At 36.9% G+C, this 24,479-nt stretch carries 25 protein-coding genes; 17 read left to right on the forward strand and 8 right to left on the reverse strand.

The features are described from left to right. Positions 1–7 precede the first annotated feature (7 nt). From GXZ72_08805 to GXZ72_08840, 8 genes are all read left to right on the forward strand, one after another. Positions 8–751 (forward strand): exosome complex exonuclease Rrp41, encoded by a 744-nt coding sequence (locus tag GXZ72_08805; GenBank protein HHT19641.1) that lies wholly within the window; start codon positions 8–10, stop codon positions 749–751. Between the two features lies 1 nt (position 752). Beyond that, the gene (locus GXZ72_08810; GenBank protein HHT19642.1) at positions 753–1,553 is read left to right on the forward strand and encodes an exosome complex protein Rrp42; all 801 of its coding nucleotides are present in this window, start codon (positions 753–755) and stop codon (positions 1,551–1,553) included. 111 nt (positions 1,554–1,664) lie between these two features. After that, the gene (gene rpl37A / locus GXZ72_08815; GenBank protein ID HHT19643.1) at positions 1,665–1,934 is read left to right on the forward strand and encodes a 50S ribosomal protein L37Ae; all 270 of its coding nucleotides are present in this window, start codon (positions 1,665–1,667) and stop codon (positions 1,932–1,934) included. After that, entirely contained in the window at positions 1,935–2,066 is a 132-nt protein-coding gene (locus GXZ72_08820; GenBank protein HHT19644.1) for a DNA-directed RNA polymerase subunit P, read from the forward strand. A gap of 81 nt (positions 2,067–2,147) precedes the next feature. Continuing rightward, positions 2,148–2,675: a Brix domain-containing protein gene (locus GXZ72_08825; protein HHT19645.1), complete on the forward strand. Its 528-nt coding sequence runs from the start codon at positions 2,148–2,150 to the stop codon at positions 2,673–2,675. Further along, positions 2,632–2,898: a hypothetical protein gene (locus GXZ72_08830; protein HHT19646.1), complete on the forward strand. Its 267-nt coding sequence runs from the start codon at positions 2,632–2,634 to the stop codon at positions 2,896–2,898. The genes GXZ72_08825 and GXZ72_08830 overlap by 44 nt, the downstream gene beginning before the upstream one ends. A gap of 66 nt (positions 2,899–2,964) precedes the next feature. After that, complete coding sequence (locus GXZ72_08835; GenBank protein HHT19647.1) at positions 2,965–3,321, forward strand: prefoldin subunit beta; 357 nt, start codon at positions 2,965–2,967, stop codon at positions 3,319–3,321. 69 nt (positions 3,322–3,390) lie between these two features. Continuing rightward, complete coding sequence (locus GXZ72_08840; protein ID HHT19648.1) at positions 3,391–3,648, forward strand: DUF3194 domain-containing protein; 258 nt, start codon at positions 3,391–3,393, stop codon at positions 3,646–3,648. A gap of 167 nt (positions 3,649–3,815) precedes the next feature. Here GXZ72_08840 and GXZ72_08845 read toward each other — a convergent pair whose 3' ends face one another. The 5 genes from GXZ72_08845 to GXZ72_08865 form a co-directional block, all read right to left on the reverse strand. Beyond that, entirely contained in the window at positions 3,816–4,499 is a 684-nt protein-coding gene (locus GXZ72_08845; protein HHT19649.1) for a polymer-forming cytoskeletal protein, read from the reverse strand. 65 nt (positions 4,500–4,564) lie between these two features. Continuing rightward, positions 4,565–5,653, reverse strand: coding sequence for an ABC transporter permease (locus GXZ72_08850; GenBank protein ID HHT19650.1), 1,089 nt, complete (start codon positions 5,651–5,653; stop codon positions 4,565–4,567). Then, positions 5,654–6,583, reverse strand: coding sequence for an ABC transporter ATP-binding protein (locus GXZ72_08855; protein ID HHT19651.1), 930 nt, complete (start codon positions 6,581–6,583; stop codon positions 5,654–5,656). A 14-nt stretch (positions 6,584–6,597) separates the two neighbouring features. Beyond that, the gene (locus tag GXZ72_08860; protein ID HHT19652.1) at positions 6,598–7,275 is read right to left on the reverse strand and encodes a hypothetical protein; all 678 of its coding nucleotides are present in this window, start codon (positions 7,273–7,275) and stop codon (positions 6,598–6,600) included. Between the two features lie 12 nt (positions 7,276–7,287). Beyond that, on the reverse strand, positions 7,288–7,911 hold the full coding sequence (locus tag GXZ72_08865; GenBank protein ID HHT19653.1) for a YhbD family protein: 624 nt from the start codon (positions 7,909–7,911) through the stop codon (positions 7,288–7,290). Positions 7,912–8,038: 127 nt separating this feature from the next. Here GXZ72_08865 and GXZ72_08870 point away from each other — a divergent pair, with 127 nt between their 5' ends. Together GXZ72_08870 and lon are read left to right on the forward strand one after the other, a co-directional pair. Further along, positions 8,039–8,389 (forward strand): winged helix-turn-helix transcriptional regulator, encoded by a 351-nt coding sequence (locus GXZ72_08870; GenBank protein ID HHT19654.1) that lies wholly within the window; start codon positions 8,039–8,041, stop codon positions 8,387–8,389. A gap of 157 nt (positions 8,390–8,546) precedes the next feature. Continuing rightward, entirely contained in the window at positions 8,547–10,922 is a 2,376-nt protein-coding gene (gene lon, locus GXZ72_08875; protein HHT19655.1) for an endopeptidase La, read from the forward strand. 132 nt (positions 10,923–11,054) lie between these two features. Here the strand turns inward: lon and GXZ72_08880 are convergent, their stop codons facing one another. Next, positions 11,055–11,339, reverse strand: a complete 285-nt coding sequence (locus GXZ72_08880; protein HHT19656.1) for a hypothetical protein — start codon at positions 11,337–11,339, stop codon at positions 11,055–11,057. 218 nt (positions 11,340–11,557) lie between these two features. On the opposite strand from GXZ72_08880, the gene GXZ72_08885 reads away from it, so the two are divergent. After that, a complete protein-coding gene (locus GXZ72_08885) occupies positions 11,558–12,445 on the forward strand; it encodes a tetratricopeptide repeat protein (protein HHT19657.1) in 888 nt (295 codons plus the stop codon). Between the two features lie 109 nt (positions 12,446–12,554). Here the strand turns inward: GXZ72_08885 and GXZ72_08890 are convergent, their stop codons facing one another. Further along, positions 12,555–13,307 (reverse strand): metallophosphoesterase, encoded by a 753-nt coding sequence (locus GXZ72_08890; protein ID HHT19658.1) that lies wholly within the window; start codon positions 13,305–13,307, stop codon positions 12,555–12,557. A 963-nt stretch (positions 13,308–14,270) separates the two neighbouring features. On the opposite strand from GXZ72_08890, the gene GXZ72_08895 reads away from it, so the two are divergent. From GXZ72_08895 to GXZ72_08920, 6 genes are all read left to right on the forward strand, one after another. Then, positions 14,271–16,538, forward strand: a complete 2,268-nt coding sequence (locus tag GXZ72_08895) for a hypothetical protein (GenBank protein ID HHT19659.1) — start codon at positions 14,271–14,273, stop codon at positions 16,536–16,538. A 70-nt stretch (positions 16,539–16,608) separates the two neighbouring features. Next, entirely contained in the window at positions 16,609–17,406 is a 798-nt protein-coding gene (locus GXZ72_08900; protein ID HHT19660.1) for an SDR family oxidoreductase, read from the forward strand. A 17-nt stretch (positions 17,407–17,423) separates the two neighbouring features. Then, complete coding sequence (locus GXZ72_08905; GenBank protein HHT19661.1) at positions 17,424–18,218, forward strand: acetoacetate decarboxylase family protein; 795 nt, start codon at positions 17,424–17,426, stop codon at positions 18,216–18,218. Positions 18,219–18,310: 92 nt separating this feature from the next. Next, positions 18,311–20,167: an ABC transporter ATP-binding protein gene (locus GXZ72_08910; GenBank protein HHT19662.1), complete on the forward strand. Its 1,857-nt coding sequence runs from the start codon at positions 18,311–18,313 to the stop codon at positions 20,165–20,167. Next, the gene (locus GXZ72_08915; GenBank protein HHT19663.1) at positions 20,164–21,954 is read left to right on the forward strand and encodes an ABC transporter ATP-binding protein; all 1,791 of its coding nucleotides are present in this window, start codon (positions 20,164–20,166) and stop codon (positions 21,952–21,954) included. Before GXZ72_08910 ends, GXZ72_08915 begins: the two co-directional genes overlap by 4 nt. A gap of 236 nt (positions 21,955–22,190) precedes the next feature. After that, positions 22,191–22,583 carry a hypothetical protein gene (locus GXZ72_08920; protein HHT19664.1) on the forward strand — a complete coding sequence of 131 codons (393 nt, stop codon included), beginning with the start codon at positions 22,191–22,193 and terminating at the stop codon, positions 22,581–22,583. A 308-nt stretch (positions 22,584–22,891) separates the two neighbouring features. Here the strand turns inward: GXZ72_08920 and hmdC are convergent, their stop codons facing one another. Continuing rightward, positions 22,892–24,397: a 5,10-methenyltetrahydromethanopterin hydrogenase cofactor biosynthesis protein HmdC gene (gene hmdC, locus GXZ72_08925; GenBank protein ID HHT19665.1), complete on the reverse strand. Its 1,506-nt coding sequence runs from the start codon at positions 24,395–24,397 to the stop codon at positions 22,892–22,894. Between the last annotated feature and the right edge of the window lie 82 nt (positions 24,398–24,479).

Below are 24,479 nucleotides of genomic sequence, written 5' to 3' on the forward strand. Positions count from 1 at the left end.
GGGTGATATTATTTTAACCAGTAAATTAATAGGAAACAGTAATAAAGGAAGTTTAATTACTTCTGGAACTAAAAAGAGGCCTGATGGAAGAGCATTCGATGAAATGAGGCCTTTGAAGATAGAAGCTGGTGTGCTAGAAAGGGCGGATGGCTCAGCATATTTGGAAATAGGGGATAATAAGGTTCTAGCAGCTGTTTATGGGCCAAGAGAGTTACATGTACGCCGTCTTTTAAAACCTAACATGGCTATCCTACGATGCAGATATAATATGGCACCATTTTCAGTGGAAGACCGTAAAAGACCTGGACCAGACCGAAGATCTGTGGAAATATCCAAAATCACTACTGAAGCTCTTAACCCCTCTGTTTTCCTTGAAAAATTCCCAAGATCCACCATAGACATTTTTATCGAAGTACTGCAAGCTGAAGGAGGTACCAGATGCGCTGGTATTACAGCAGCATCAGTAGCTTTGGCTGATGCTGGCATACCCATGAAAGACATGGTAGCAGCGTGTGCCGCTGGTAAATCTGACGGACAAGTCATAATGGACCTTTCAGAATGGGAAGATAAAGAAGGAGAAGCTGACCTTCCAATAGCCTTGATGCCTAGAACAGGAGATATAACATTACTACAGATGGATGGACACCTCACATCAGACGAATTCCAAGAAGCACTTGATCTAGCTATAAAAGGATGTCAGATCATCAGTGAAGAACAGAAAAATGCCATCAAGAATAGGTACGGTGATTAAAATGGTGCAGAGTATAGTTCCACAGATAATAAAAGAAAGTGTGGTTAATCTTATACAAAAAGGAGAAAGAGCAGATGGAAGAGGATTGGACCAGTACCGTGAAATAAGTCTGGAAACTGGTATAATAAAAAAAGCAGAAGGCTCGGCACGTGTAAAAATTGGCAATACTCAAATTGTAGTGGGAGCTAAACCACAGATTGGAGAACCCTTCCCAGACACTCCCAACGTCGGTGTTTTGATAACCAACTCTGAACTTCTTCCAATGGCTGCACCAAACTTTGAAGCAGGACCTCCTAATGAAACTTCAGTAGAATTAGCACGTGTCACGGACCGTTGTATAAGGGAAGGAGAAGTACTAGACTTGGAAAAATTGGTAATCATCCCCGGAAAGAAGGCATGGATGATCTTCCTAGACCTCCATATAGTGGACTATGACGGCAACCTTATAGATGCTGCAGTCCTGGGTAGTTTAGCCGCCCTATTAAATACTAAAATCCCAAGTACCACTATTGAAGGAGATGAAGTCGTAATCGATTATGAAAAGATGGTTCCAATTCCAATTAAAGAACAGCCACTCATGTGCACGTTGGCCAAGATCGGTGGAGAATTGGTAGCTGATCCCTCACTGGAAGAAGACGATGTTCTGGATGCGCGAATATCCGTAGGTTTAAGGGCAGATGGCAGCATATGTGCCATGCAAAAAGGAGGATCAGCGCCTTTAACACGTGAAGAAATATTAAAGTCCATTGAAATTGCTCAGGAAAAAACCAAAGAACTGAGAAAGTCAATTCCTAAGGCATAAGGTAAGTGAGTGTTTTTTATAAAGAAACACAACTGGTATTAGAGCGTATAATCATTCTAATTCCACCTGAACCTCGTAGAACAAGTTAACAAAATTAATAAGGTGATAATTATGGCAAGAACAAACAAAGTAGGTGTTACCGGGAGATTTGGTCCCAGATACGGTAGGAAAGCAAAGAGAACCGTGAAAACCATTGAAGAAAACATGAAAAAGAACCACACTTGCCCACAGTGTGATCGACCTGGAGTTAAAAGGGTTGCTGCAGGAATATGGAAATGCCGAAAATGTGGTGCAGTCTTCACTGGCGGAGCATACCTACCAAACACTCCCATGGGCAAAACTGCCTCAAGAAATATAAAAAGGATTGTTGGAGGTTTATAATTGTACAAATGTGCCAAATGTGATACACTTGTAGACATTAGAGGATACACAGAATCTAAATGTCCCAGTTGCCGCTACCGAATACTCTTCAAAGAAGTTCCTGAGGTTCGGCGAGTTGTTAAAGCCCGTTAGACTCGTTGTTCTGATATATTACGGATGTCAAGATATATTTGGTTTTAAATAAATCTTAAATTCCAATAAAATATTAGATTTATGTTAGTAACCACTTCCCGAAAGCCATCCCAAAGAACAAGAACATTTTGCCGCGGATTAGAACGAGTATCAAAAACACGTTGTGTTAACCGGGGAAAAATGAGTCTTCGAGATGTCTTTTTAAAATCCCGTGAATTAGGAACTAATCTGGTTGCGGTGATATCGGAAAAAAATGGAAATCCCAATGGGATGGAAATATATGAGGATGGTGTGCTATTCGCTACACTTAAACTAGCTGCAGATCTCTCCCTTCCTAAAGGAAGGATTAAAAAGGACGAAACACGTCTTCGATGTGAAGTGGATGAATTAAAAGGTCTTGCATCTAAGATATTTGAAATTCCATTGGAAAATTCCGAAGAATCAAAATGCAATTTTTTGTGGATCAAAACTCACCAAAGGAAATCAACTCCAGTGATGGAGTTCTTTGATAGGGATGGTAAGCCCACCATGCCACGCATCCACATATACGAGTGTAAATTACATGATGAAGCAGACGAAAACACTAAAACAAGTCGAAGCTCAGATTGAAATTGAATTTGACTCTAAAAAAGAAGCTGAAATTGTTTTAACTGCTATAAAACCAGAAATTAGTGATTCACCCTCAAGTAGAACCATTACTGAAGTTAAATCTATAGATAAGATTTTAAACATCGATATCAAGGCACAAGATTCTCCTTCCTTTAGAGCAGCACTTAATTCTTACTTCCGGTGGATTATGCTCTCACAGGAAGTTTTCAAATTGAGTAAATAACCATTCACATGAATTTGAATTAAAAAAAATTTACTGACATTACGATTAGAATATGAGGTGACAAATATGGAAATGCCCCAAAACATTCAACATCAACTAGCCCAGTTCCAACAAATGCAACAACAAGCACAAGCAATAACCATGCAGAAACAGAGTGTGGATTTGCAGATAAGAGAAACAGAAAAAGCCCTTGAAGAATTGGAAAAAGTAGAAGAAAATGCCGAAGTTTACAAAACTGCAGGAAATTTACTTATTAAGATGGGTAAAGTTGAACTAACTGAAGAATTGACCGAAAAACTTGAAACCCTGAAACTCCGGGAAAAAACAGTAGCCCGACAAGAAGAAAGGGTCATGTCACGTTTAAAGGAAATGCAGGAATCTTTACAGGAAGCAATGCAAATGCAGCCTGGTATGGGAAACTAAATTTGGTTCCTGTACCCTTAAATTTCCTATAGTTTATTCCTATTTCCCAAGGGTGAAGAGGTTAAAATTTTGAAGAAATTAACTGATTCTGAAATGGAGAGCCTCTCTGAAGCTGCGGCAGTAGCCGCAGAAAACCACATTTTTTCTAAGGTATCCAAGAAAGAAGTACTTGACCTAGAATTAAGAGTCGAATTCAACCAAGACAATGGTCTTGATGTTGATGTAGAAGTTGAACTCTTGCTGGATGAGCTTTGTACTGCAGAAGGAAACTTGGCTGATGAAGCAGCCCAAGTAGCTTTGGATGAAATTGATAAACAGCTCGAATAACTATCTAAATATTTTTAAACTCTCTTTTTTATCAAAACACATCATTGCCCATAATCCAATGTAAACAAGTTAATCTACGATTTTCCATGTTTTCGTTGGTAATAATCACCGAAAAAATTATGAGTGGAACATCAACTGTTTATATAATGGAAAAAAATCTCTCGAAATCACATTTTCTTATGAGTACTAACCTTAACCTCATCATCCATTTTTAAATTATTTTTATATTCTACCAGTTCAATTTTGCAACCTGGTCCAATAGTGACATTGTTTCCTCTTACGGTTTTGGCAATAGTATTTTCAAGGTATACGTTGTCTCCTTCAATTAAATTACATGATAGCTCATTTTTACCTTCTGCAATTATCATGTTTTTTATTCCTAATAAACTCAGTTTACTGTTCCTGGTTATTCTTATTTCGGATCCACCTATTTCATTTACTTCACTGGGCCAGTACAAGTTCATTTTCATCGTGTCTGCGTTGATCATTCCATCAACTATAAAACCTCCTTCTATGTTGAGAATTTCGGCATTTAAGTTGCCACCAGTCATGATACTGCCTTGTATTTCGGCTTCATCGGCACATAACTCATCACCAACTTCGATTTCACCCTGAACTTTCAATTTTCGGGAGTTTAAATAGCCATCAACAATCGTTTCACCCTTTATACTCACATAATTGGTTGTTTTCACATTACCATCCAGATTGCCTTCTCCGTAAATTTTTAGGCTATAACATTTCACATTTCCACGGATTATGCCTTCACCCATTATGCTTATTTTGTCAAATGTTCCACCGTTTGAAATTCCTGAACCGTAGATTTTTAGGTCATTTCTTTCATTATTTCTCATGATAATCCTCCTATTATCTTGAAACTTATTGGATTATACTTATGTCCTGTTAAAAGCATTTTTTTTTAATCCTCTTTCCAGTTGAATGTAGCTGCTCCTAAACCAAAGAGTACCATCCCAATAACGGCAATTATGGCCAAGTCAGTTGCTGCATCCCCACTATTTCCAGTTATCATGGAACTCCTAAGACCATCACAAAGGTAGGTTAAAGGGGATATTTTGGCAAGGTACTGCAGGAACCAAGGCATGTTTTCCACGGGTATAAAGGTTCCTGAGACAAACATCAATGGGAAAGTGATGACACCTACAGCGTTCATGGCTGATTCCTCATTTTTTACAAAATTGGCAACAAGAATTCCAAATCCTGCAAAAAGTGCAGTTCCAATGATTACTAGTAGTAAACTCACCACATTAATTTGGGGGTTTATATTAAATGCTAAAGATGCTAAAAATAGGGACACAGCCAGTGATAAAATCACCAGGACCGTCCAAGTGATAATTCTGGATGCAATCCATTCTTTACTGGTTAAAGGTGTTGTTGAAAGTTTCTTGAACACTCCAATACTACGTAACCTGGCAACAGTCCCCACAGACATATTTGCCGCAGCAGACATGATGGTAATGGCTAATATTCCTGGAAGCAGAAAGTTAAAATAATTCATACCAGATGTGACAGCTTCTTGAGAGTTCACAGTGATAACTTCAGAGGCACCTGACCTTTTCATGTTGAAACCATTGGCTACTTGTTGAATAACTGAAACAACTGCCATGGATGCTGGTTTGGACTTATCATAAAACACGTTAACCTCTGCATTGGAGCTTCCACTTGATTGTTGGATAACTTGCCCAAAATTTCCAGGTATAACTAAGTAAGTAGAGATTTTCCCCTCTTTTAACATCTTTTCCAGATCCATATTTGAACCATCTTTAAGATGTAAGGCACCGGTAGATCCCAAGGATTGGATAAAAGTATTTGATATGGTTGAACCATCGTTATCCTGATAATATAAGGTAATTGAATCAGATTGACCACCGAATATGTATCCAAATAAAAGGAAAAGCACTATTGGAAAGATGAACATCCAGAAAATATTTATCCTGTCCCTAAAGGTCTCTTTTAAACTGTATTTGATATCTGTAGTAATCTTTGACATCTATTTTCCTCCATTTGAGAGTTTATTTCCAGTTAAATTCAAAAACACATCTTCAAGAGTTGCTTTTTTAACATAAAGTTCTTCGCACGCAAGTTCATCACGATTAACAATTGATAATGCTTGGGACATATATTTCATACCATCTTCTACAGCTAATTTTATCAAAATATCATCCCCCTCAATTTCACAATGGGAAACAGCTTCAATAATTTCATTTTTAGCATTTTCGCTGCATTTTCTAATTATGAGGGTGTTACCACCTCCATGGTGGTTGATTAAGTCTTCAGGTGTTCCTTCTGCAATTATCTGCCCATTATGTAGTACGCTCACTCGGTCTGCCAGGAAATGGGCCTCATCCATGTAATGGGTTGTAAGAAAGACAGTTTTACCATTTCTTTTTAATTCTTTAATGGCTTTCCACACATCTCGTCTGGCTTTGGGGTCAAGACCAGTGGTGGGCTCATCAAGAAAAACTATTTCAGGATGGTTAACTAGTGCAATGGCGATCCCCACCCTTTGTTTCAGACCTCCGGAAAGATCTTTAAACAGTGTATCTTTTTTTTTAGTTAAACTCAACATTTCAATGAGTGTATCTATATCCACATGGGTGGGGTACATTTTAGCAAAATAATCGATGTTCTCATAGACAGTCAACCATTCAAAAGCATTAAAATCCTGTGGAAGCACACCAATCTTCTTTTTAACTTCCTTTTCTTTCTTTTTTATATCTAATCCCAGAATTTTAATGGTTCCTGTTGTCAAGTTTTTAAGACATTCCATTATTTCAACGGTTGTGGTTTTCCCTGCACCATTAGGACCTAAAAAGGCAAATATCTCTCCTTTCTTGATGTTGAAAGATATATCATTTACTGCAATAAAATCTCCATATTTTTTCAGCAATGATTTAACTTCAATCACATTGTCTGTCATCTTTTTCACCATTATCAAATTTTCTTGTGTTCTGTAACTGCAGAGTCATCATTCATTTTAAAACTGTTTTTATATTCTACTAGATCTATTCCGCATCCTGGACCCAATTCAATTGAATCTCCTCTGACAATTTTGGCCTTGGTATTTTCTAAATAAATTTCGTCTCCTTCAATGGTTTGTGTAATCAGTTCTTTCCCCCCTTCAAATGCAAAGATGATGCTTTTAAGGCTGAATAAATCATATTTTCCTTTTCTTTTAATTGTGATCTTTGATCCGCCGATTTCATCTGCTTGGGAAGAGCCATATAAGATGAGTTCTAGTTCATCGGCATTTAAAAGCCCTTCAATTTTAAAACTTCCTCCTATCTTCAAAGATTCAGCATTGCAATCCTCTTCAATACTGATACTCCCGTAAATTTCAGCATTTTCTGCGGATAAACTCCCTTTAATATCTGTAGCACCATTAATTTCCATTTTTTTTGATTCAACAGTTCCGTCAATGGAGCTATTCCCATTGATTTTCATGTGATTTGCGTTAACATTTCCTTTTAAGTTACATTGTCCATTTATTTTCAGATCTATACAATCCAGATCACCGTCTATCCTTCCACTTCCATTGATATTTACTGAATCGTATTTTCCACCATTAGCACTTCCATGACCATTTATTCTTAAATCACTCATGTTTTTCATAATAATGCCCCTTTATATTATCTTGATTTTCAATTCCTCGATTAAGTCGGTTATATTTATTTTTGCAATGATCTTTGTATCATTTTCAAAGTAGATCTCAGCCACATTAGAATGTAAACAGCAGCTTGAAATTCCCAGTTTGCGTAAAAAAAGTAACACACAGCTTTTCGCCTTAAATTTGGAATAATATTTTTCTAATATTTCCAATATCATATTTCCTTCTTCATAATTGATTTTTCCTTCTTCAAAGAGTTTATCTAAGATGTAAAGGAATAATATGGTTTCAAACTCATGCTTTTTACTATCGCCCTTTTTGTTTGCGTAAAAATCCAAGGTTGTTTTTGAAACAATGTTATGCTTAATAAGATCTTCTTTTCCCAGTGAAATTTCCATCAAATTAGGGGATAACATATTTGCTAAGTTGTCTAAGGAAATATCTCCTTTCATATTCTTTATTTTCTCTATACGATCGATTATTTTCTCCTTTGGAAAAAATGTTTCCTGGCCGGTGTAAGTAGATTTCCGGATAAACCATTCCTCAGGAATTAAATTTTTCCTTTTCCAACGATAAAGCTGGCCATAGGAAATTTGGGTTAATTCTAGTAATTCTTTTTTGGAAATCAACTCGTTTTCCATGTTTACCACCATATTTTTTATCGTAACAAAACACTGTTACGTACTTAATATTACTTATATTTAAATCTATCTATAAATGACCCGCAAAGCAAAAGTATATAAGTATATTCTTATATACTTATAATCCATGCGGAGGATAAATTCCAAATCAACATTTGAGGCTACAGATGAACTTGAAGAAGTATTAAAAGCCTTGGCCAATGTCAACCGCTTACTCCTGATCTATTCACTGGCTTCTGGTGAAGTTGAAAAGATCAGTGTAACTGAATTGTCGCAGAAAATGGGCATAACACAACCTGCAGCATCCCAGCACCTCAAAATCTTGAAAAATGCTGAAATACTCGTTGCAAAAAAAGAGGGAAACTACATTTACTATCGATTTAACAGACGCTCCATGGAAAAACACAAAAAACGAATTGATTTTTTATTTACCTGCGCACTCAGTAAATGTAAACAACTTGAAAAACAAGAAAAATAGGCTCACAGAGTTGCCTAATTTTTTATAAAAACTCTATTTTTCATCTGATAATTAAGTTTCAGAAAGATAACCATCAAAATAAAATATAATACTTGAAAACCTTCCAGAAAAAAATATATTCCTTTTTAAAAAAAATTGAACCACCCAAAGTGATAATATGGACGAAATTAAAGAAAAACAAGAATTACCAGTGTTAGTTTTACCAGACATGGTTTTATTGCACGAAACAAATATGAACCTTAAAATTACTAAAAAGATGGGGAAAGAAATACACAAACGGGTTAAAGACTATGATTACTTCGGCATAGCCGTCGCATCCAAAGAAGGAGTACCTGCCCGATTTTATGCTGAATCAGACATATACCATACAGGAACATTAATAAAAATCGAAAATGCCGCAGAAATGAGGGATTTTTACCATTTAAAAATAGAAATCATAGAAAGAGCCAAAATAGACGAACTAATAAAGGATGGTATAAATTACCGAGCCAAATACCATTTAATACCTGACATCAATGATTTAGATCAGGAAAACCAGGAAGAAATCCTTAAACACGTAGGATATTTGGTTAGTGAAATAAGTGAAAACTTCAAAGAATCCAAAGCTTATGCAGACCAAATAAAACAGATGACTGACGTCAATAAAGTAATAGCCAATGTATTCCCTTACATGCGATTATCCTTAGAAGAAAAACAAGACTTTCTGGAAACACGATCCCTTAAAAAGAAGAGTCTAAAATTCCTAGACATCCTAATTGAACAGAAAGAATCAATTCAGTTTCAGATGGAGATGGCTGCCAAACTCAATGAAGAAATGAATAAAAAACACCGTGAAAACCTCTTAAAAGAACAACTTCGAGTCATACAAGACGAACTCTCAGAATCTGAAGGTACGCGTAAAAAAGATTACCGTGAACTTATTGATGAATCTGACATGCCAGATGATGTCCGAGAAATTGCCCTGGAAGAAGTAAACAAATTGGAACGACAGGGTCCTCACAGTTCTGAAGAAAACGTCATCAGAAATTATTTGGACTTGTTAGTCGCCTTACCATGGGGTGAAAGTCAGATCAAAGATATTGACATTGAAGCTGCACGAAAAGTTCTAAACGAAGAACATTACGGTCTGGATAAGGTTAAGGACCGCATCATCCAACATTTAACAGTGATGAAACTCAAGCAAAACAAGCAGGGATCCATCCTCCTACTGGTGGGTCCTCCTGGAACCGGAAAAACCAGCTTGGGTAAGAGCATAGCTGAAGCACTAGAACGAAAATATGTAAGAATCAGCTTAGGTGGTGTTAAAGATGAATCTGAAATTAGAGGACACCGAAGAACATATGTTGGAGCATTACCTGGGCGTATAATAAATGGAATGAAACGTGCTGGTACAAAAAATCCGGTGTTCATCTTAGACGAGGTAGATAAGTTAATGGCATCATACAGTGGAGATCCAGCCAGTGCCTTACTGGAAGTACTGGACCCAGAACAAAACAACACATTCTCTGATCACTACTTGGAAGTTCCCTACGACCTATCAGATGTGTTCTTCATTGCCACAGCCAATTCCCTTAAAGGCATTCCAAGCCCACTAAAGGACCGTATGGAAATTATCCAAATCGGAAGTTACACCAGCCATGAAAAATTCCATATTGCCAAAAATCACCTCCTAGCAGAAGTTCTAGAAGACAATGGCTTGGATGAAAGTAAGATATTATTGGAAGATGACGCAATAAAAACCATAATCGAAAAATACACTCGAGAAGCAGGGGTAAGAGGACTTAAACGTCAATTGGAAACTGTTGCCAGAGTCGCCTCTGAAAAAATCGTGTTGGAAAAAGTAAGCCTTCCTTATGTGGTCAAAACTAACATGCTATATGATCTACTGGGCCATGAACTTATTCAAGTACATATTGCCGGTAAAAAGAACCCTCCAGGTGTAGTTACCGGACTAGCCTGGACACCTGTCGGTGGGGATATACTCTTCATTGAAGGGGCTTTTATGCCGGGAACAGGAAAACTCATGCTCACCGGACAATTAGGTGATGTGATGAAGGAATCTGCAAAGATTTCCCAGAGTTTAATCCGTTCACGACTGGCATTCAATTTAAAGAAAGCAGAATTTGAAAAAAAAGACCTGCACATACATGTTCCATCTGGAGCCATTCCTAAGGATGGTCCATCGGCAGGTGTGGCATTATTAACCACCATTGCATCTCTGGTAACCGGTCGTGAGGTGGATCCTAAATTGGCCATGACTGGAGAAATCTCCCTGAGAGGGGCAGTATTACCTGTAGGTGGAATTAAAGAAAAAGTACTCGCTGCCCACCGAGCAGGTATAAAAAAGGTTATATTACCTCAAGAAAACTTTAATGACTTGGATGAAGTACCAGATGATGTTAAAAAAGAAATTGAATTCATTACAGTTGAAACTGTTGAGGATGTAATTAACCAAACAATTGGCTTGGAACTTCCCAAACCCTTAATGATGGAGATGTCCCCAGACTCCCTCAGTGGAGGGGCTGGAACATAAGTCCAACTATGTAGTATAGGGTAAAACTAGAATTTTTTTATTCCCCAATACTTTATTATTTATGGGGATATTTTTTTTATTTTGAAATAAATAGTTATTCTCTTTTTTTTTAAAAAAACCATTTTCATGGTTTTATTTGTCACGAATAAAACTTTCTGTGAGCTTTTTTAACATTTTTTTCGTTTCACGATCATTATAGTATGGTTTTGTTTTTTCTTGTATGGATTGTTCTATTATCAGCATTTCGTTTAGCTTTTTTTGCAGTTCTTCATCCATGTTGGCGAATGATAAAACAGTGGACAAGTTATCAAAGTGTTCTGAGTAGACTAATTCTCCTCCGCACCGGCAACTTTCAAAATCATCAAGATGTTCTCCATCTTCTAACTGATAGTAACCCTTACATTCCCTGCAAATCACATAACCAATATTAACACTACCATTTTTGTCTAAAAAAAATTATTGTTTATTGATGACAATATTGTTATAATATTTAATTGTCAGTTCATTAATAATAAATCTTTCTTGTCAAAATCTGAATGAAATAGAAATAATCAAGAAATTTTTATATTCGCATTAAATATTACCAAAATTTATATTTTATAATAAAGATATAATACATCACTTGGGGGGTCATAATGCAAGTTAAAGGTGCTCACTATTACATTGAAAAGGGTATAGAAACTTGGTTAGATCGAAAAAACTATTTTGAGGCGATTAAACTATTTTCCCAAGCATTAGAACTTGAACCTCACAACCCTGATGCTCACCTCTTGAGAGGCGCAGTTTATGTTGATGTGGGTGACTTACAACTTGCTTTGAAGGATTACAATAAAGCTTTAAAATACAACCCTGAAAATATTGGTCTTTTTTTTGATAAAGGCACTGTCTTGTTCTATTTAGGCGAATACCCTAAGGCTATACATTCTTATGAAATATTTCTTAAAGATGAACCTCACGATGTTGATGCCTTGTATTTTAATGGCTTAGCCTACCATTTTCTGGGGAAAAATAAGACTGCTCAAAAATTAATTGATAAAGCACTGGGTTTAATTGAAAGATCTGATGATTTGTATCCCGATTTATGTAATGCGAAAGGAGAGATACTTTTTGACCTCAAAAAATACTCTAATTCCATCTCTTATTTCAATAAAGCTGTTGAATCGGATCCCACTTCTTTTATTGCTCTATATAATATAGGACGTGCATATTATGAAATGGGAAAACTTGATGAAGCCCTGAAATACATTGATGATGCTTTAATAATTGAGCCTAAAGAATGGGATCTACTCAATTATAAAGGTCTAATATTAATGGATATGGGTCGTAAGGATGAAGCAATAGATATCTTTGATAAGATAATCCAATTACATCCCATGTACTTCCCAGCATGGTACAATAAAGGGGTGACCCTGAAACAACTTAAAAGAACAAAAGAAGCTCTGGAACATTTTGAAGAAGCCATCAGATTGCTTTTAGATAAAAAACCCAATATAACCAAAGGAATGTGTTTGAAGAATTTATAGAATTGAAAACCGAGAAGAATTAATTCATAAGTGTTTGTTTAACAGAAACTTTTTTTTGAAGAATTTTTAACCACATTTTTTCTAATCATGTCTTTTTTTAACAAAAACATTAATTCAAGCTTTTTTTCAATGTGGTCACGATGATCTGAGGCCGTGCAAAGAATCGCACTGGCAATATAGTTGTTCCAATACCATTACTCACAATTAAGGTGGTGCCGTCTTCTTCTATGACTCCGGTCCTATATTTATCCCCATAAACCGAATGGGTGGTTGGTGCCCACATACCGAAAAAGGTAACTTGCCCACCATGGGTGTGTCCTGAAAAAACCAGATCAACCTTGGATTTATCCACAAGTGGAAAGTAGTCTGGGTTATGGGTTAGCAAAATAACAAAATCCTGGGATGACACCACAGAAGTGGTGTAACTTGGAAGTTGAACTCCATTGTTATAGTCTCCCACTCCACCAAGCCGGATCCTGGAACCATATTTTTTAATCCAAGTTCCCTTGTTACCAATATAGGTTATTCCATGCTGTGGAATTGCTTCAAGGGTGTTATATTGTGGGTCTTTATTCCCTAAAACAGCATAAACACCTAGAGGGGCTTTTAATTTTGACAGAGATTTAAAGGTAGGTTGCACATATTCTGAATCCCCATCTACATAATCTCCACCCAAAAGTATGAGATCTGGTTTAAGGGCATTAACCTGGTTAACCAGGCTATCAACACGATTCTGGTCGAAGGAAGTACCGGCATGAATGTCTGAAACAAAAACGATCCGTTTCCCATCAAACTCTGAGGGGATCTGATCTGATTCAATGGTTATTTCTTTGGTTTCAATCCAGTAAGGTTCGATTAACATGTAAGCAAGCAACACAGACGCGACTATAATAAGTAAACAACGTTTTTTAAGCAAATTGGCACCAACTATAAGTTTATTTTAAATTCATTGCATATAAGCTCTGTTTTCTATGAAAATTGGTTTTTAAATATAATACTGGCTTATGAACTAGAAACTTTGAATAAAATAGATTTTTCAAACATAATACATAATAATATTGATATTCAGCAAGTTATTTTTTTAACATTTCTAGATTATATATTTCAAAATTGAGGGGGTTTAAGAGTTTTAAATCAGATACTTGCAACACCTAAAACTTCACAACCTCAAGAACATAAGATAGTTGTTTATCTATCATGTTTAAAATATTAATACAAATTTTTAAGGGAGACGCAACGCCTAAGTCATTGATAAAAGAAAAAGTTAAGAAAAACCAAAATATTATACAATATACTTTGCATAAATACAATATGTAAAAGAAGAAACCAATGGAAAGATGCAGATTTATCTGGAAAAGGGATCTTGAAAAGATTTAAATCCCTTATTAGTTTTTTTTGGGGGGGGGTAGTATTTAGCTGTACTTCAACCACCTCTACAGGGAACATATTCAGTTTTCCAACTCTTCAGGTTAATGCTTCATCTTCTAAAGATATTAGTATTGTTGCAGAGTTTTGAGTAGATAGGCATTTGATGTACATGACCCATTCAAATATCGCTTACTTTCAGTTGTGGGATAAAACAACAAATTATAATTGCTGTAACTAGTAATGTAAGTGCCTCTACACGGAAAACAGATAGTAAAATTCATACTATAACAATAATATTTAAAAAGGCGATGAGTTCCTAACATCTAAGTACCAATGCACTTATGAAGGGCAGTGCGACTACTGTAGGCTTCTAAATAAACCATCTCCTTTCTAGTGTTGGACAAAATATCAAATCATATTGAAATTGATTATCACTTCAATTAGGGAGTTGAAAAGCTTGGCAAAAAGGAGATCGTACAGACCATATGCAGTTATTTTTCTTATTTTACCTTTGTTTTTAAGTTTAGGCAATGTTTCAGCAGCTCAATGGAATGTTGGAATTGGACAGGATTACAACAACATTCAAGAGGCAATATATAATGTAAATACTGCTGACGGAGATATTATAAACGTTTTCAATGGCACATACGAAGAAGATGTTGTGGTGAATAAAAACCTGATCATCAAGGCCAACAATAACGATACAGTTACATTAAAACCAGTAGATGTTGGTTTTAACATAGTAAACGACACCACAGGCAATGGTGGCGGAACAAAAATAACCGGATTTATCATCAACCTGATAAACGGCAGATTAGGTATGAACATCTCTGCAGACCATTGTATGATTGAAAATAATACCATAAATGGTGGGGAAAAAGGAATAATAACTATTGGAAACAACACGCTTATTAAAAGAAACAAAATATTTGGTGTATCAAATATCAGCATCCAGGCAGGTTATTCTTCAATTATAAACGAAGCTGGCAGCACTAAAATCATAATCCAAACTGCAAACAATACATTAGTGGACCGTAACCAGATTACCGGTGGATTAACCGGCATAGCTATTATGGGAAATAACAACATTGTCAGCAAAAACACCATATTCAACGTTTCAGACTCAGGTATAGCCCTTGTAGGGAGTTATCCTATCATTTCTGATAACAAATTATCCAATATGGTGGGTCCAGGATCAAAGATAGGAATAACAGTAGCAGCTTTAAACTTAGAGGGCACCACAGGCCTTACTATGAATAATAACATCCTCAATAACATTAGAAGTGCTGATAATAAAACCACTGGGATAGATATATATGCCATGAGCATGGACGCACAACTGGACGATATTATAGTTAAGGGAAATAAAATATCAGACATTTCTGGGTTTGGTGAAAACACTGGAATATCAGTTGTAACCCTAGCATTAAAGGGAGCCATGTCCAGTTTTAAAGTGTCAGATAACATAATCACCAATATTGTAAGTCAGGGTATAAATAGTACTTGTAAAGGCATATACTGTCTGCCAATGGGATTTGATGGAAATAACACCACTGAATCAGAAACTTTGTTAATCTCTAAAAATAAAATTACCAAACTAAAGTGTGAAGATGAAGGCGGGCAATGTCAAGGCTTATCCTACTTGCAATTAATTCAGGGAAATTCTTCTATTTCAGAAAATTACATATCTGAAATTGTAGGAAATACTATGGCAGCCGGAATTTTCGCTCTGGGAATAGACTACACCACATTCAAGTCTCAAATGACCATTAATCGAAACCAGATCACCGATATCATAGCAAACAATGCGACATCTGGAATCATGTCAGTGAACATGGGAGACATGTTCATCCTGCACAACAATATTTTCCATCTGTACAGTAATAATTCCAGGTTTATAACAACCCAACCTATTTTAAGCAACGCCACCATTATGGGGAATAATCTGGAAGGTACCGGTAAAGAAATAGGTATCTCGGTAAATGGTAATTCAACCATAAGCTACAACCGGATGGTGAACTTCCAGTATTACATTAAAAACATGGTTTTTCTTGAATTAGTTATGGAAATGTATCCATTCACAGATGAACAATTAAGGGATTACATCAAGTCTCAATATGAAGACATCACTGATGAACAGTTGGATGAAATAATAGCTGCCTTCCACAAATTGGTGGACTATATGAACAGTTTTCCAAGCTACACCACCGCACCCTACAACTGGTACGGAACTAACACCGACCCGGGAAATAGTAAATTTTCACCAAGCAACGGAACCATCAACTTCAAACCATGGCTTATTCTGAATATAAATGCTAATCCACCTACTATACAAGTTGGTCAAACTTCTAAGATCACTACCAATGTTTATAAAGATTCTATTGGTGGAGATCACAGTGCAAACGCAGTTCAGTTCTTCAGCGGGCCCTGGGTGACATTCACCACCAATCTGGGCAACATAGGGAGTAAATCAATCATAGTTAACTGGATTAACGGGTTGGCTACCGCTATTTTAAGGGGTGATGAAGGACCAGGACTAGCCAGGGTAACTGCCACAGATTATCAGACAGTCCAAACTTTTGTCACCATACTGGGAGTGCCTGTGCCACATGGTTTCATAGATCCTAACGTCATTAAAATGCAGGACACCGGGATGCCAATAACATACATATTAATGGCTTTAACACTACTTTTAGGGGGATTAGTATTGTCAACTAAGAAATAACCCCATATCCCTTTTAAAAAAAACAGAAGAAGATGAAAACATGACTGAATTGGATTATTTTAAAGAAAAGATTTGTATAGTTACCGGGGCCAATTCTGGTATCGGGTATGCGTTAAGTGAAGAACTCCTAAAAAGAGGGGCAGTTGTTTACATGGCAGGGCGCAACCCTGAAAAAATTCAAAAAGCCACTGAAAAGCTTTCCAAGTACAGTGACAGAATTCATGAAGTTATCGTGGATGTTACAATCCAAAAACAAGTGCAAAAGGCCATTGAAGATGTGGCAGAGGAAGCAGGTAGACTTGACTTTTTATTCAACAATGCAGGAGTTGGAGGAACTCTACAGTATGAAAAAGCCACTTTGGATGACTGGAAAACCATCATTGATGTAAACCTCTGGAGCGTCATTTACGGAGTCCACGCGGCCGTCCCTATCATGCTAAAACAGGGAAGTGGACATATAGTTAACACCAGCTCCGTGGCAGGAATAGTCCCCATGCCCTTCCAGGCACTATATTCCCTTACAAAATTCGGTGTTACCGGGCTCACTGAAAGTTTGAGGTATGAATATGCAGAAAAAGGTCTTCATTTTTCCACAGTCTGTCCCGCGAATATAGCAACACCTATTTTTAAAAAATCAATTGATGGCACAGTGCATGATCATGTAAAGATACCAGACGATGCAATTCCTCCAAAAATTGCTTCAAAACTGATTTTGAACAAATTAGTGGAAAAACAGGGGATTATATTCGTGCCTGAAGAACTTGAACAATTTTGGCATGGTTATGTCTTCAAAAAATTAGAAGATCACCTGTTAACAATGGCCCATGAACGTAGAGAATCATATGCGGAAAAAGGAAATTACATGTAAATGGGGTGGATTTTTTCATGTTTAAATTAGAAGATGGCTTCACCTATTTAATGCCAGCCCATTTTGGGGGAAATAAATTTGACCCAGAGGTCAAAATTACACAAAAAGCAACAACCATAGTGATAAGCTATGAAACTGAGGAAAAACTTCTTGAAAATTACATTCCTGAAGGATTTGAATTACGATCCCCTGAAGTTCAAGTCATGTTCAGCAAATTCACTGAGATCAACTGGATGCTTGGGGGAAACTACAATCTCATCGATGTTTCTGCACCTGTCAGATTCAATGGAAAAAAAGATCAACTGGAAGGAAACTACTCACTGGTGGTCTGGGAGAATAAAACTGCACCTATCCTTGGGGGGCGGGAACAAACTGGAATTCCCAAAATCTTTGCAGACATTGAAGAATTGCATATTTTAAAGCCCCATTACACCACAAACGCCAGTTATGATGGAAACAACTTTTTAAACATGTATTTCGAAGCCACAGATGAGTTGACTGGAGACGACTTAGATTATATTAAGACAATGTCATCATCTTCAAACACCATTGGATGGAGATATATTCCAAAAGTCGGTGCTCCTGGGGCTGAACTGAGTCAGTTCATACTTTATCCCCAGGGAATGGAGGTTGAAAAAGTGCAAGTGGGTAATGGCAGTCTTAAATGGACTCAATTGGACCCAATGCAAAATGCACCTCAGTTTCATATAATCAACAGCCTGGCAGCCCTGCCAATTAAGAATATAAATAATGCCCTGTTATCAGAGGGAACAGCAATTCTTAGAGCATTCGGCGCCCGTGTTTTAGAATAATACTTTGGTCTAAAAAAATGAATATTCTAAAAAATAAATATAATATAATTAGTGTCTGTAAGATGATATTATTTTCGTAGGAGGATGTTTCTGTGAAAGGGTTAAGTGTTTTGAAATTATTAATCAAGGATTGGAAGGGCTCCTACAAGTGGTTAGTTTTTTCCTTATTTTTAGTGATGATAAGTGTATTTGGAACACTTTTAATACCGTATTTTAGTTCATTTTTGATAAATGAGGGTATAACTGCTGGAAACAGTGATGTTATGGTAAAATATGGTATTTACATGCTGATAATGGCGGTTATCGTGGGATTCTGTGAGTTTTTAAACATAGCCATTGCTGTTTCTTTTTCTGAGAGAACCTGCCATGGACTGAGAAGTGGAGCATTTGCCCACATTCAATCTTTTTCTTTCAGTGCTCTGGACAAATACAACTCCAGCGACCTTCTGGTTCGTCTAACAACAGATATCCAAAACATAAAGATTGGAGTTCAGCAGACATTAATAAATGTATTCAAATCTCCATTAACTCTTATAGTGGCCCTATTTTTCCTTTATCTTACAGCACCAGAATTTATGTGGGTTGCTGCGATTTTAATTATCATAGAAATCCTGTTACTTGCAGTATATTTATGGTATTCTACTAAAGCCTATGATAAAAAGCAAATTAAATATGATAGGCTTAACCAGGTTCTGAAGGAAAGTATGGTTGGTGTAAGAGTAGTGAAGGCCTTTGTAAGGCAAGATCTTGAAAATAAGCGTTTCCAGAATGCATCTGAAGAACTTCGTGAAGCAGCCTTAAAACCTCAATATTACTATGCATTCATCACACCGACCCTAATGATGATGGTTTACATGGGTACTGTTGGGATATTATACGTTGGAGGGACAGGATTGCTTCAAGGCACAGGTTTAACTCTTGGGGGTGTAACTGCCGCAATGACATATTTAGTAATGGCACTTATTCCCATCCAAACTGTAGGGTACATGATACCATTTGTCACTTCCGGCATATCTTCACTGCAACGTGTTTATGAAATAATAAATGAAGAAACTGATGTTGTAACAGATCCTAACGTAAAACCAGTTAATATTGGCAAGTTTAAGGGTGGTGTGCATTTTAAAAATGTGAGTTTTGCTTATCCAGTTAGTGATGAAAATCAGCCCACTATGGCCTTGAAAAATATAAATCTAGAGATCGAGCCTGGAGAAATAGTTGGAATTTTAGGGGCTACTGGTTCTGGAAAATCAACACTGGTAAACCTCATACCACGTTTTTATGATGTAACTGAGGGTGAAATACAAATAGATGGTATTGATGTCCGTGATATGCCACTGGAAACTCTCCGTTATGTGGCAAGTGTTTGTCTCCAAGGCAGTAATTTCTTTTCAGGTACAATTAGGGACAATCTTGTTGCAGGAGTAGATGCCGATGCCATTATACAAGCAGCTCAAGATTTTGATGTCCATTTGGACCCTGAAAATATGTTTTCGGATAATATAAATTCCAGTTATGATGCCATGGTACAAGCTGCTAAAGCTGCAGATGCCCATGAATTTGTTAAAACCATGCCCCAAAAATATGACACAACTATAGCACGAGGAGGTGCTGATTTATCTGGTGGGCAGCGTCAAAGACTTTCCATAGCCAGAACTCTCATGATGAATCCAAAAATACTCATCTTGGATGATTCTACCAGTGCAGTTGATGTGGCCACCGAAGCCCGTATTCAGGACTCAATACATGATTTAATGCAAGGTGTGACTCAGATCATAGTGGCCCAGCGTATAAGTGCAGTTATCACTGCTGATAAAATAGTGCTTATGGATAATGGTGAGATAGTTGCCATTGGAAGTCATGAAGAACTATTAGAATCAAATAAACTTTATCAAGACATATATGCTTCTCAATTTGGTGTTGATGTCCCTAAACAGGGGGTGGTTGGATGAACACTGATAATTCCAATGATGGTGTAAAACAAAAAGGCATGTTGGCCAATTTAAAAAGACTTTTGGGTTATCTAACCCGACACAAGGTTCGTTTCACATTGATGGCCGTGATCATGGTTGCATATTCCATCACCCTGGCCATCATCCCCACCATCAGTGGTTTAATCATGAATATTCTTTCAGAAGGTTCAGGGACTTTAGCCGAGTTTATAAATATTTTAGCTGTCCTTATTATCGCTGTAATAATGTTCTGGGTTTTTGGAAACATATCACAGAGGATACTGGCTGGAATAGCTCAGAAAGCACTCTACAATTTAAGGACGGAAATTTTCAGTAAGATACAGAAATCTTCCCTGAACTTTTTTGATAAAAGACCTATCGGGGAGTTAATGAGTAATGTAACCAATGACTTAGATGTGGTGGACCAGTTTTTGAGTGTTAGTTTCATGACTGTGATGCAGGCTATAATCACTGTGGTCATTGCCACAGTTTTCATGATCTTCATAAACCCCTACTTCACCGTCCTAACTTACGTAACTATTCTGGGCATGTTGGCCATTTCAGGACTTCTATCCCGGATAGCTGGACAGGCTTTCAGATTTTTGCAGGAACAGATGGCTGAACTTAATGGATATGCTGAAGAAAGGATGTCAGGCCAGAAAACAGTGGTGGCGTCCAATCAACAGTGGCCATTTATTAAAGAATTTGATAAGATGAGTCAAAAAGTTGACAAAACCGGTGAAAAAGCACAACTTTATTCCATGGGTAACACTGCGGTTGCCCTAGTTTTCCAAAACTTGCAAAACATCGTAATATTCGTTGTGGGCGGATTTTTGGTGATTCAAAAGCAGGCCGCATTTGGAGATTTAGTGGCCTTTATAGGTTTCAGTTCAATACTGATGGCACCTTTAACTCAGATATTTGCCTTCTACAACCAGATCATATCAGCAGTAGTTGGTGCGGGTAGGGTGTTCTATATAATGGACGAAAAAACAGAATTACTTGATAAAGAAGATGCTTCACCAATGCCTAAAATAGATGGCTATGTTGATTTCGTTGATGTTGATTTCAGTTACATTCCCGGCCATAAAATACTTAGAAATAACAGTTTCAGTGCCAATCCTGGCCAAATCATAGGTCTTTGCGGACCTACTGGGGCAGGAAAGAGTACCATCATGAATATTTTAACCCGATACTATGACCTAGATTCAGGAGAAATAAAGGTTGATACTCACCGAGTAGATGAAGTTCAACAAGACACCTTACGGATTCAGATAGCACAAGTACTACAGGATCCATTCCTCTTCACGGATACCATTATGAACAACCTCAAATATGCCAGGAAAGGAGCCACTGAAGAAGACTGCATACAAGCGGCTAAACAGGCTAATATCCATGACTTCATAATGCAACAGCCCCTGGGATACGGCACCGTATTACGGGGTGGTGGGGCCGAATTGAGCCAGGGTCAGAGGCAGATGCTAACTATAGCCCGGGCAATGGTTGCTGATCCCCGAATGCTTATTTTGGATGAGGCAACCAGTAATGTGGATACCAGGACTGAGAAAATGATCCAGGAAGGTCTTCTCAAATTACAAGAAGGTAAAACATCATTTATAATTGCTCACCGACTTTCAACAATACAAAACGCGGACCAAATACTCGTAATCAATGACGGGGAGATAATTGAAAGGGGCACTCACCAGGAACTACTTGATATGAAGGGATTCTATTATAATCTCTACATGAGCCAGTTCCGAGGTAAAGTCAATGATGCCATTCCATGAAAGAATGGAAATAAAATGATTTCCTCTTTGTTTTTCTTGTTTCAATAATTGTTTTTTTTTTAATTTGTCTTTTATATTATTTTTTGGTAACATCATTAAAAAAAATCGAATAAAATTAATCTAGATGTTGTTTTTGCTAGTTTTAATGCCACCAAAAAAAGTAATACTTATATTTAAAAAATTATTTAAACAATGATGATCATATTATTATCACAAAAAGTAGGAGGCATTATGTTATGGAAAAAGATTTAAAAAATTTGGTTTTAGGATTCAGGAAACATACTGGAAAAACTCAACGCGAAATTGCACATGAATTGGATGTACCGTTATATATTGAGACTGCACTGGAATTAGGAACTTACAAAAAACCTACAGACCGTCTTGTAAATAAAATTGAGAATTTAACATCTGAATTAGACTATCATGACCTAATTCACATTGGAAGGGGCTATCGGATAATGGATGTCTTAGGTCCAGACTTCAAATATTTCCTACGAGGTTTGGAACACGAAAGGGGTGTTGATCTTAACGAACTCAACAGTCTACCAAAAGAAGAGTTTTATCGAATTATAGGAAGCGTTAACTTAGATGAATTTGATGTGGTTAATGTAGGTAGAAAGCTTAATTGAAGATTAAACGTAGCTTCTTTTCAAAAAAAAATATTTTTTTTCATTTTTTTTTAAATTATTTAATTAAGGAAGTTTTGCTAATATATTTAATAAATTCTACTGGCTTAATCTCAAATTAAAAAAAAATTTAATTTTTTCCAGATATATTATTTCATTAGACCCTTAAACAGCCAAAAAAAAAAAAAAATGTTGAGATCTTCAAAATTATTGAATAAATTATTTAAATCCAATTCTAAACCTTAATTGCTATTATTACTATTTGTTGGTTATAATTGCATTTATTAAGGATTTTTTTTCCACTGGAATAATCAAACCAAAGTAATTGACCCTTCTAACTTTTTTGAAATAGTTTTAACCAGCTTGGGAATAGTTGAGGTGATTATGGTGTGATCTGCATTTCTTGAGGCTTTTGCATCGTCTGATGAAGCTCCAATGATATTAGGTTGTAATTCTTCACTTAAGATGTCCACAGTTACCTTTTCCACCCAAGGATCTGCATCACTGATGATGATCTCATCCATATCGTTGTTCAGTTCTTTGGCTAAAGCCCATGACACAAACCTACCACCTAAAAGTGCAGTACTATTGCCAGTTAAACTCTCATGAATACCTTGGATTGTCCTTTCAACTTCCACTTTCTCATAGAGCGGTGAGTTGGGTAGTACTGCCCAATGAGCATCACCTATAGTAAAATCTCCTATTTTGACTGGGTAAACATTATCAGGACCAACTACTTTAATTGCACGGGCTAATGCCTCTAATTCTCCCCTTTGGATAGGTACGCTGGTTAAATCTTGCTTTAATTCTTCTTTAATTATTTTTATCACGCGAGGAAGCCCAAAATTCCCTTTTTTAGCAGTTCCAGGGCTGTAACCACACATGTACCCATGATGATTTTTGGGAAAACCAGTAATTATTGCATTAAGCCCAGCTCGCAGCCCTACACGGCACTCATCTTCATATGCCCCATTAGTGGCAACGATTTTACCTGGAACTAATATACGTGCCATTGCCACTGCCTTAGCAAAGCTGTCCAACCGGTCACTTGACTGGTTGAATGGCCCTCCCTCTAACACAAATACATCTGACCCTAATTCCAAGGCTTTCTCAAATCCAGTAATGAGATCTTCGTATCCATCACCAATGAACATAATTGCTTCAACACCTTTTCCATATTTTTTTGCAAGGTTTGCAATTTCTTCAGCCTCTTCCAAGGGTGCAGCATGACCTTCACCACCTTGTGCACTGGTGACATTAATTGCTACTGATGATGAACACTTAACCCAATCATCCCTTTCTTCCAATGCAGCTTCCTCTTTTTCTATTAACCTGGCATGAATCCGGTCTCGAGGACATCCTTTAAATGGCGGCCCTTCAGTGTAACATTGTCCTGGACATTTCACAATCTCTCTGGGGAATCTCATAGCCCCGCTCCTTCCGAAGTGGTCAAGATCTATAGGAACATCGGTTACTGCACGAACTTCTCGTATGATATCAATACCCTTCATGTTATTGGATTCTGCAATATCTGCAAAAGCATAAGCACACACATGGATGGAAGCCCCAATCATATCAGCTAAAATGCAGTTACCTAGTAATTCATCCTTAGTTAAGTCAGATGCACAAGTACCCACCACGATCTCTGTAAGATCGCATCCTAAAGGGAATTTTTTAAAATTCATTCCTAGTTTTGTTGCATCTTCAGTTGATAAATCAGAAATAGCATCCACCACATCATGGACATCAGTTTTTAATTTGCTTATCTCAAGAGCGGAATTCATGTCATTTACTGCTTCCTTAATGATATCGTGCACATTTATCACCTTATAAATTTATAGTGCAAAGTCGTGATTTCCAAATCAGATTTTTTTTTATAGAAACTTTGGCTTTTTTATT

This window comes from Methanobacterium sp. (assembly GCA_012838205.1).
Taxonomy (GTDB): Archaea; Methanobacteriota; Methanobacteria; order Methanobacteriales; family Methanobacteriaceae; genus Methanobacterium.

Bases quoted from the DNA above. Each gene is read 5' to 3' on its own strand.
- GXZ72_08810 (HHT19642.1), top strand. From the start codon at position 753: ATGGTGCAGAGTATAGTTCCACAGATAATAAAAGAAAGTGTGGTTAAT.
- rpl37A (HHT19643.1), top strand. From the start codon at position 1,665: ATGGCAAGAACAAACAAAGTAGGTGTTACCGGGAGATTTGGTCCCAGA.
- GXZ72_08825 (HHT19645.1), top strand. From the start codon at position 2,148: ATGTTAGTAACCACTTCCCGAAAGCCATCCCAAAGAACAAGAACATTT.
- GXZ72_08830 (HHT19646.1), top strand. From the start codon at position 2,632: ATGAAGCAGACGAAAACACTAAAACAAGTCGAAGCTCAGATTGAAATT.
- GXZ72_08835 (HHT19647.1), top strand. From the start codon at position 2,965: ATGGAAATGCCCCAAAACATTCAACATCAACTAGCCCAGTTCCAACAA.
- GXZ72_08845 (HHT19649.1), bottom strand. From the start codon at position 4,499: ATGAGAAATAATGAAAGAAATGACCTAAAAATCTACGGTTCAGGAATT.
- GXZ72_08850 (HHT19650.1), bottom strand. From the start codon at position 5,653: ATGTCAAAGATTACTACAGATATCAAATACAGTTTAAAAGAGACCTTT.
- GXZ72_08855 (HHT19651.1), bottom strand. From the start codon at position 6,583: ATGACAGACAATGTGATTGAAGTTAAATCATTGCTGAAAAAATATGGA.
- GXZ72_08860 (HHT19652.1), bottom strand. From the start codon at position 7,275: ATGAAAAACATGAGTGATTTAAGAATAAATGGTCATGGAAGTGCTAAT.
- GXZ72_08865 (HHT19653.1), bottom strand. From the start codon at position 7,911: ATGGAAAACGAGTTGATTTCCAAAAAAGAATTACTAGAATTAACCCAA.
- GXZ72_08870 (HHT19654.1), top strand. From the start codon at position 8,039: ATGCGGAGGATAAATTCCAAATCAACATTTGAGGCTACAGATGAACTT.
- lon (HHT19655.1), top strand. From the start codon at position 8,547: ATGGACGAAATTAAAGAAAAACAAGAATTACCAGTGTTAGTTTTACCA.
- GXZ72_08885 (HHT19657.1), top strand. From the start codon at position 11,558: ATGCAAGTTAAAGGTGCTCACTATTACATTGAAAAGGGTATAGAAACT.
- GXZ72_08890 (HHT19658.1), bottom strand. From the start codon at position 13,307: ATGTTAATCGAACCTTACTGGATTGAAACCAAAGAAATAACCATTGAA.
- GXZ72_08905 (HHT19661.1), top strand. From the start codon at position 17,424: ATGTTTAAATTAGAAGATGGCTTCACCTATTTAATGCCAGCCCATTTT.
- GXZ72_08915 (HHT19663.1), top strand. From the start codon at position 20,164: ATGAACACTGATAATTCCAATGATGGTGTAAAACAAAAAGGCATGTTG.
- GXZ72_08920 (HHT19664.1), top strand. From the start codon at position 22,191: ATGGAAAAAGATTTAAAAAATTTGGTTTTAGGATTCAGGAAACATACT.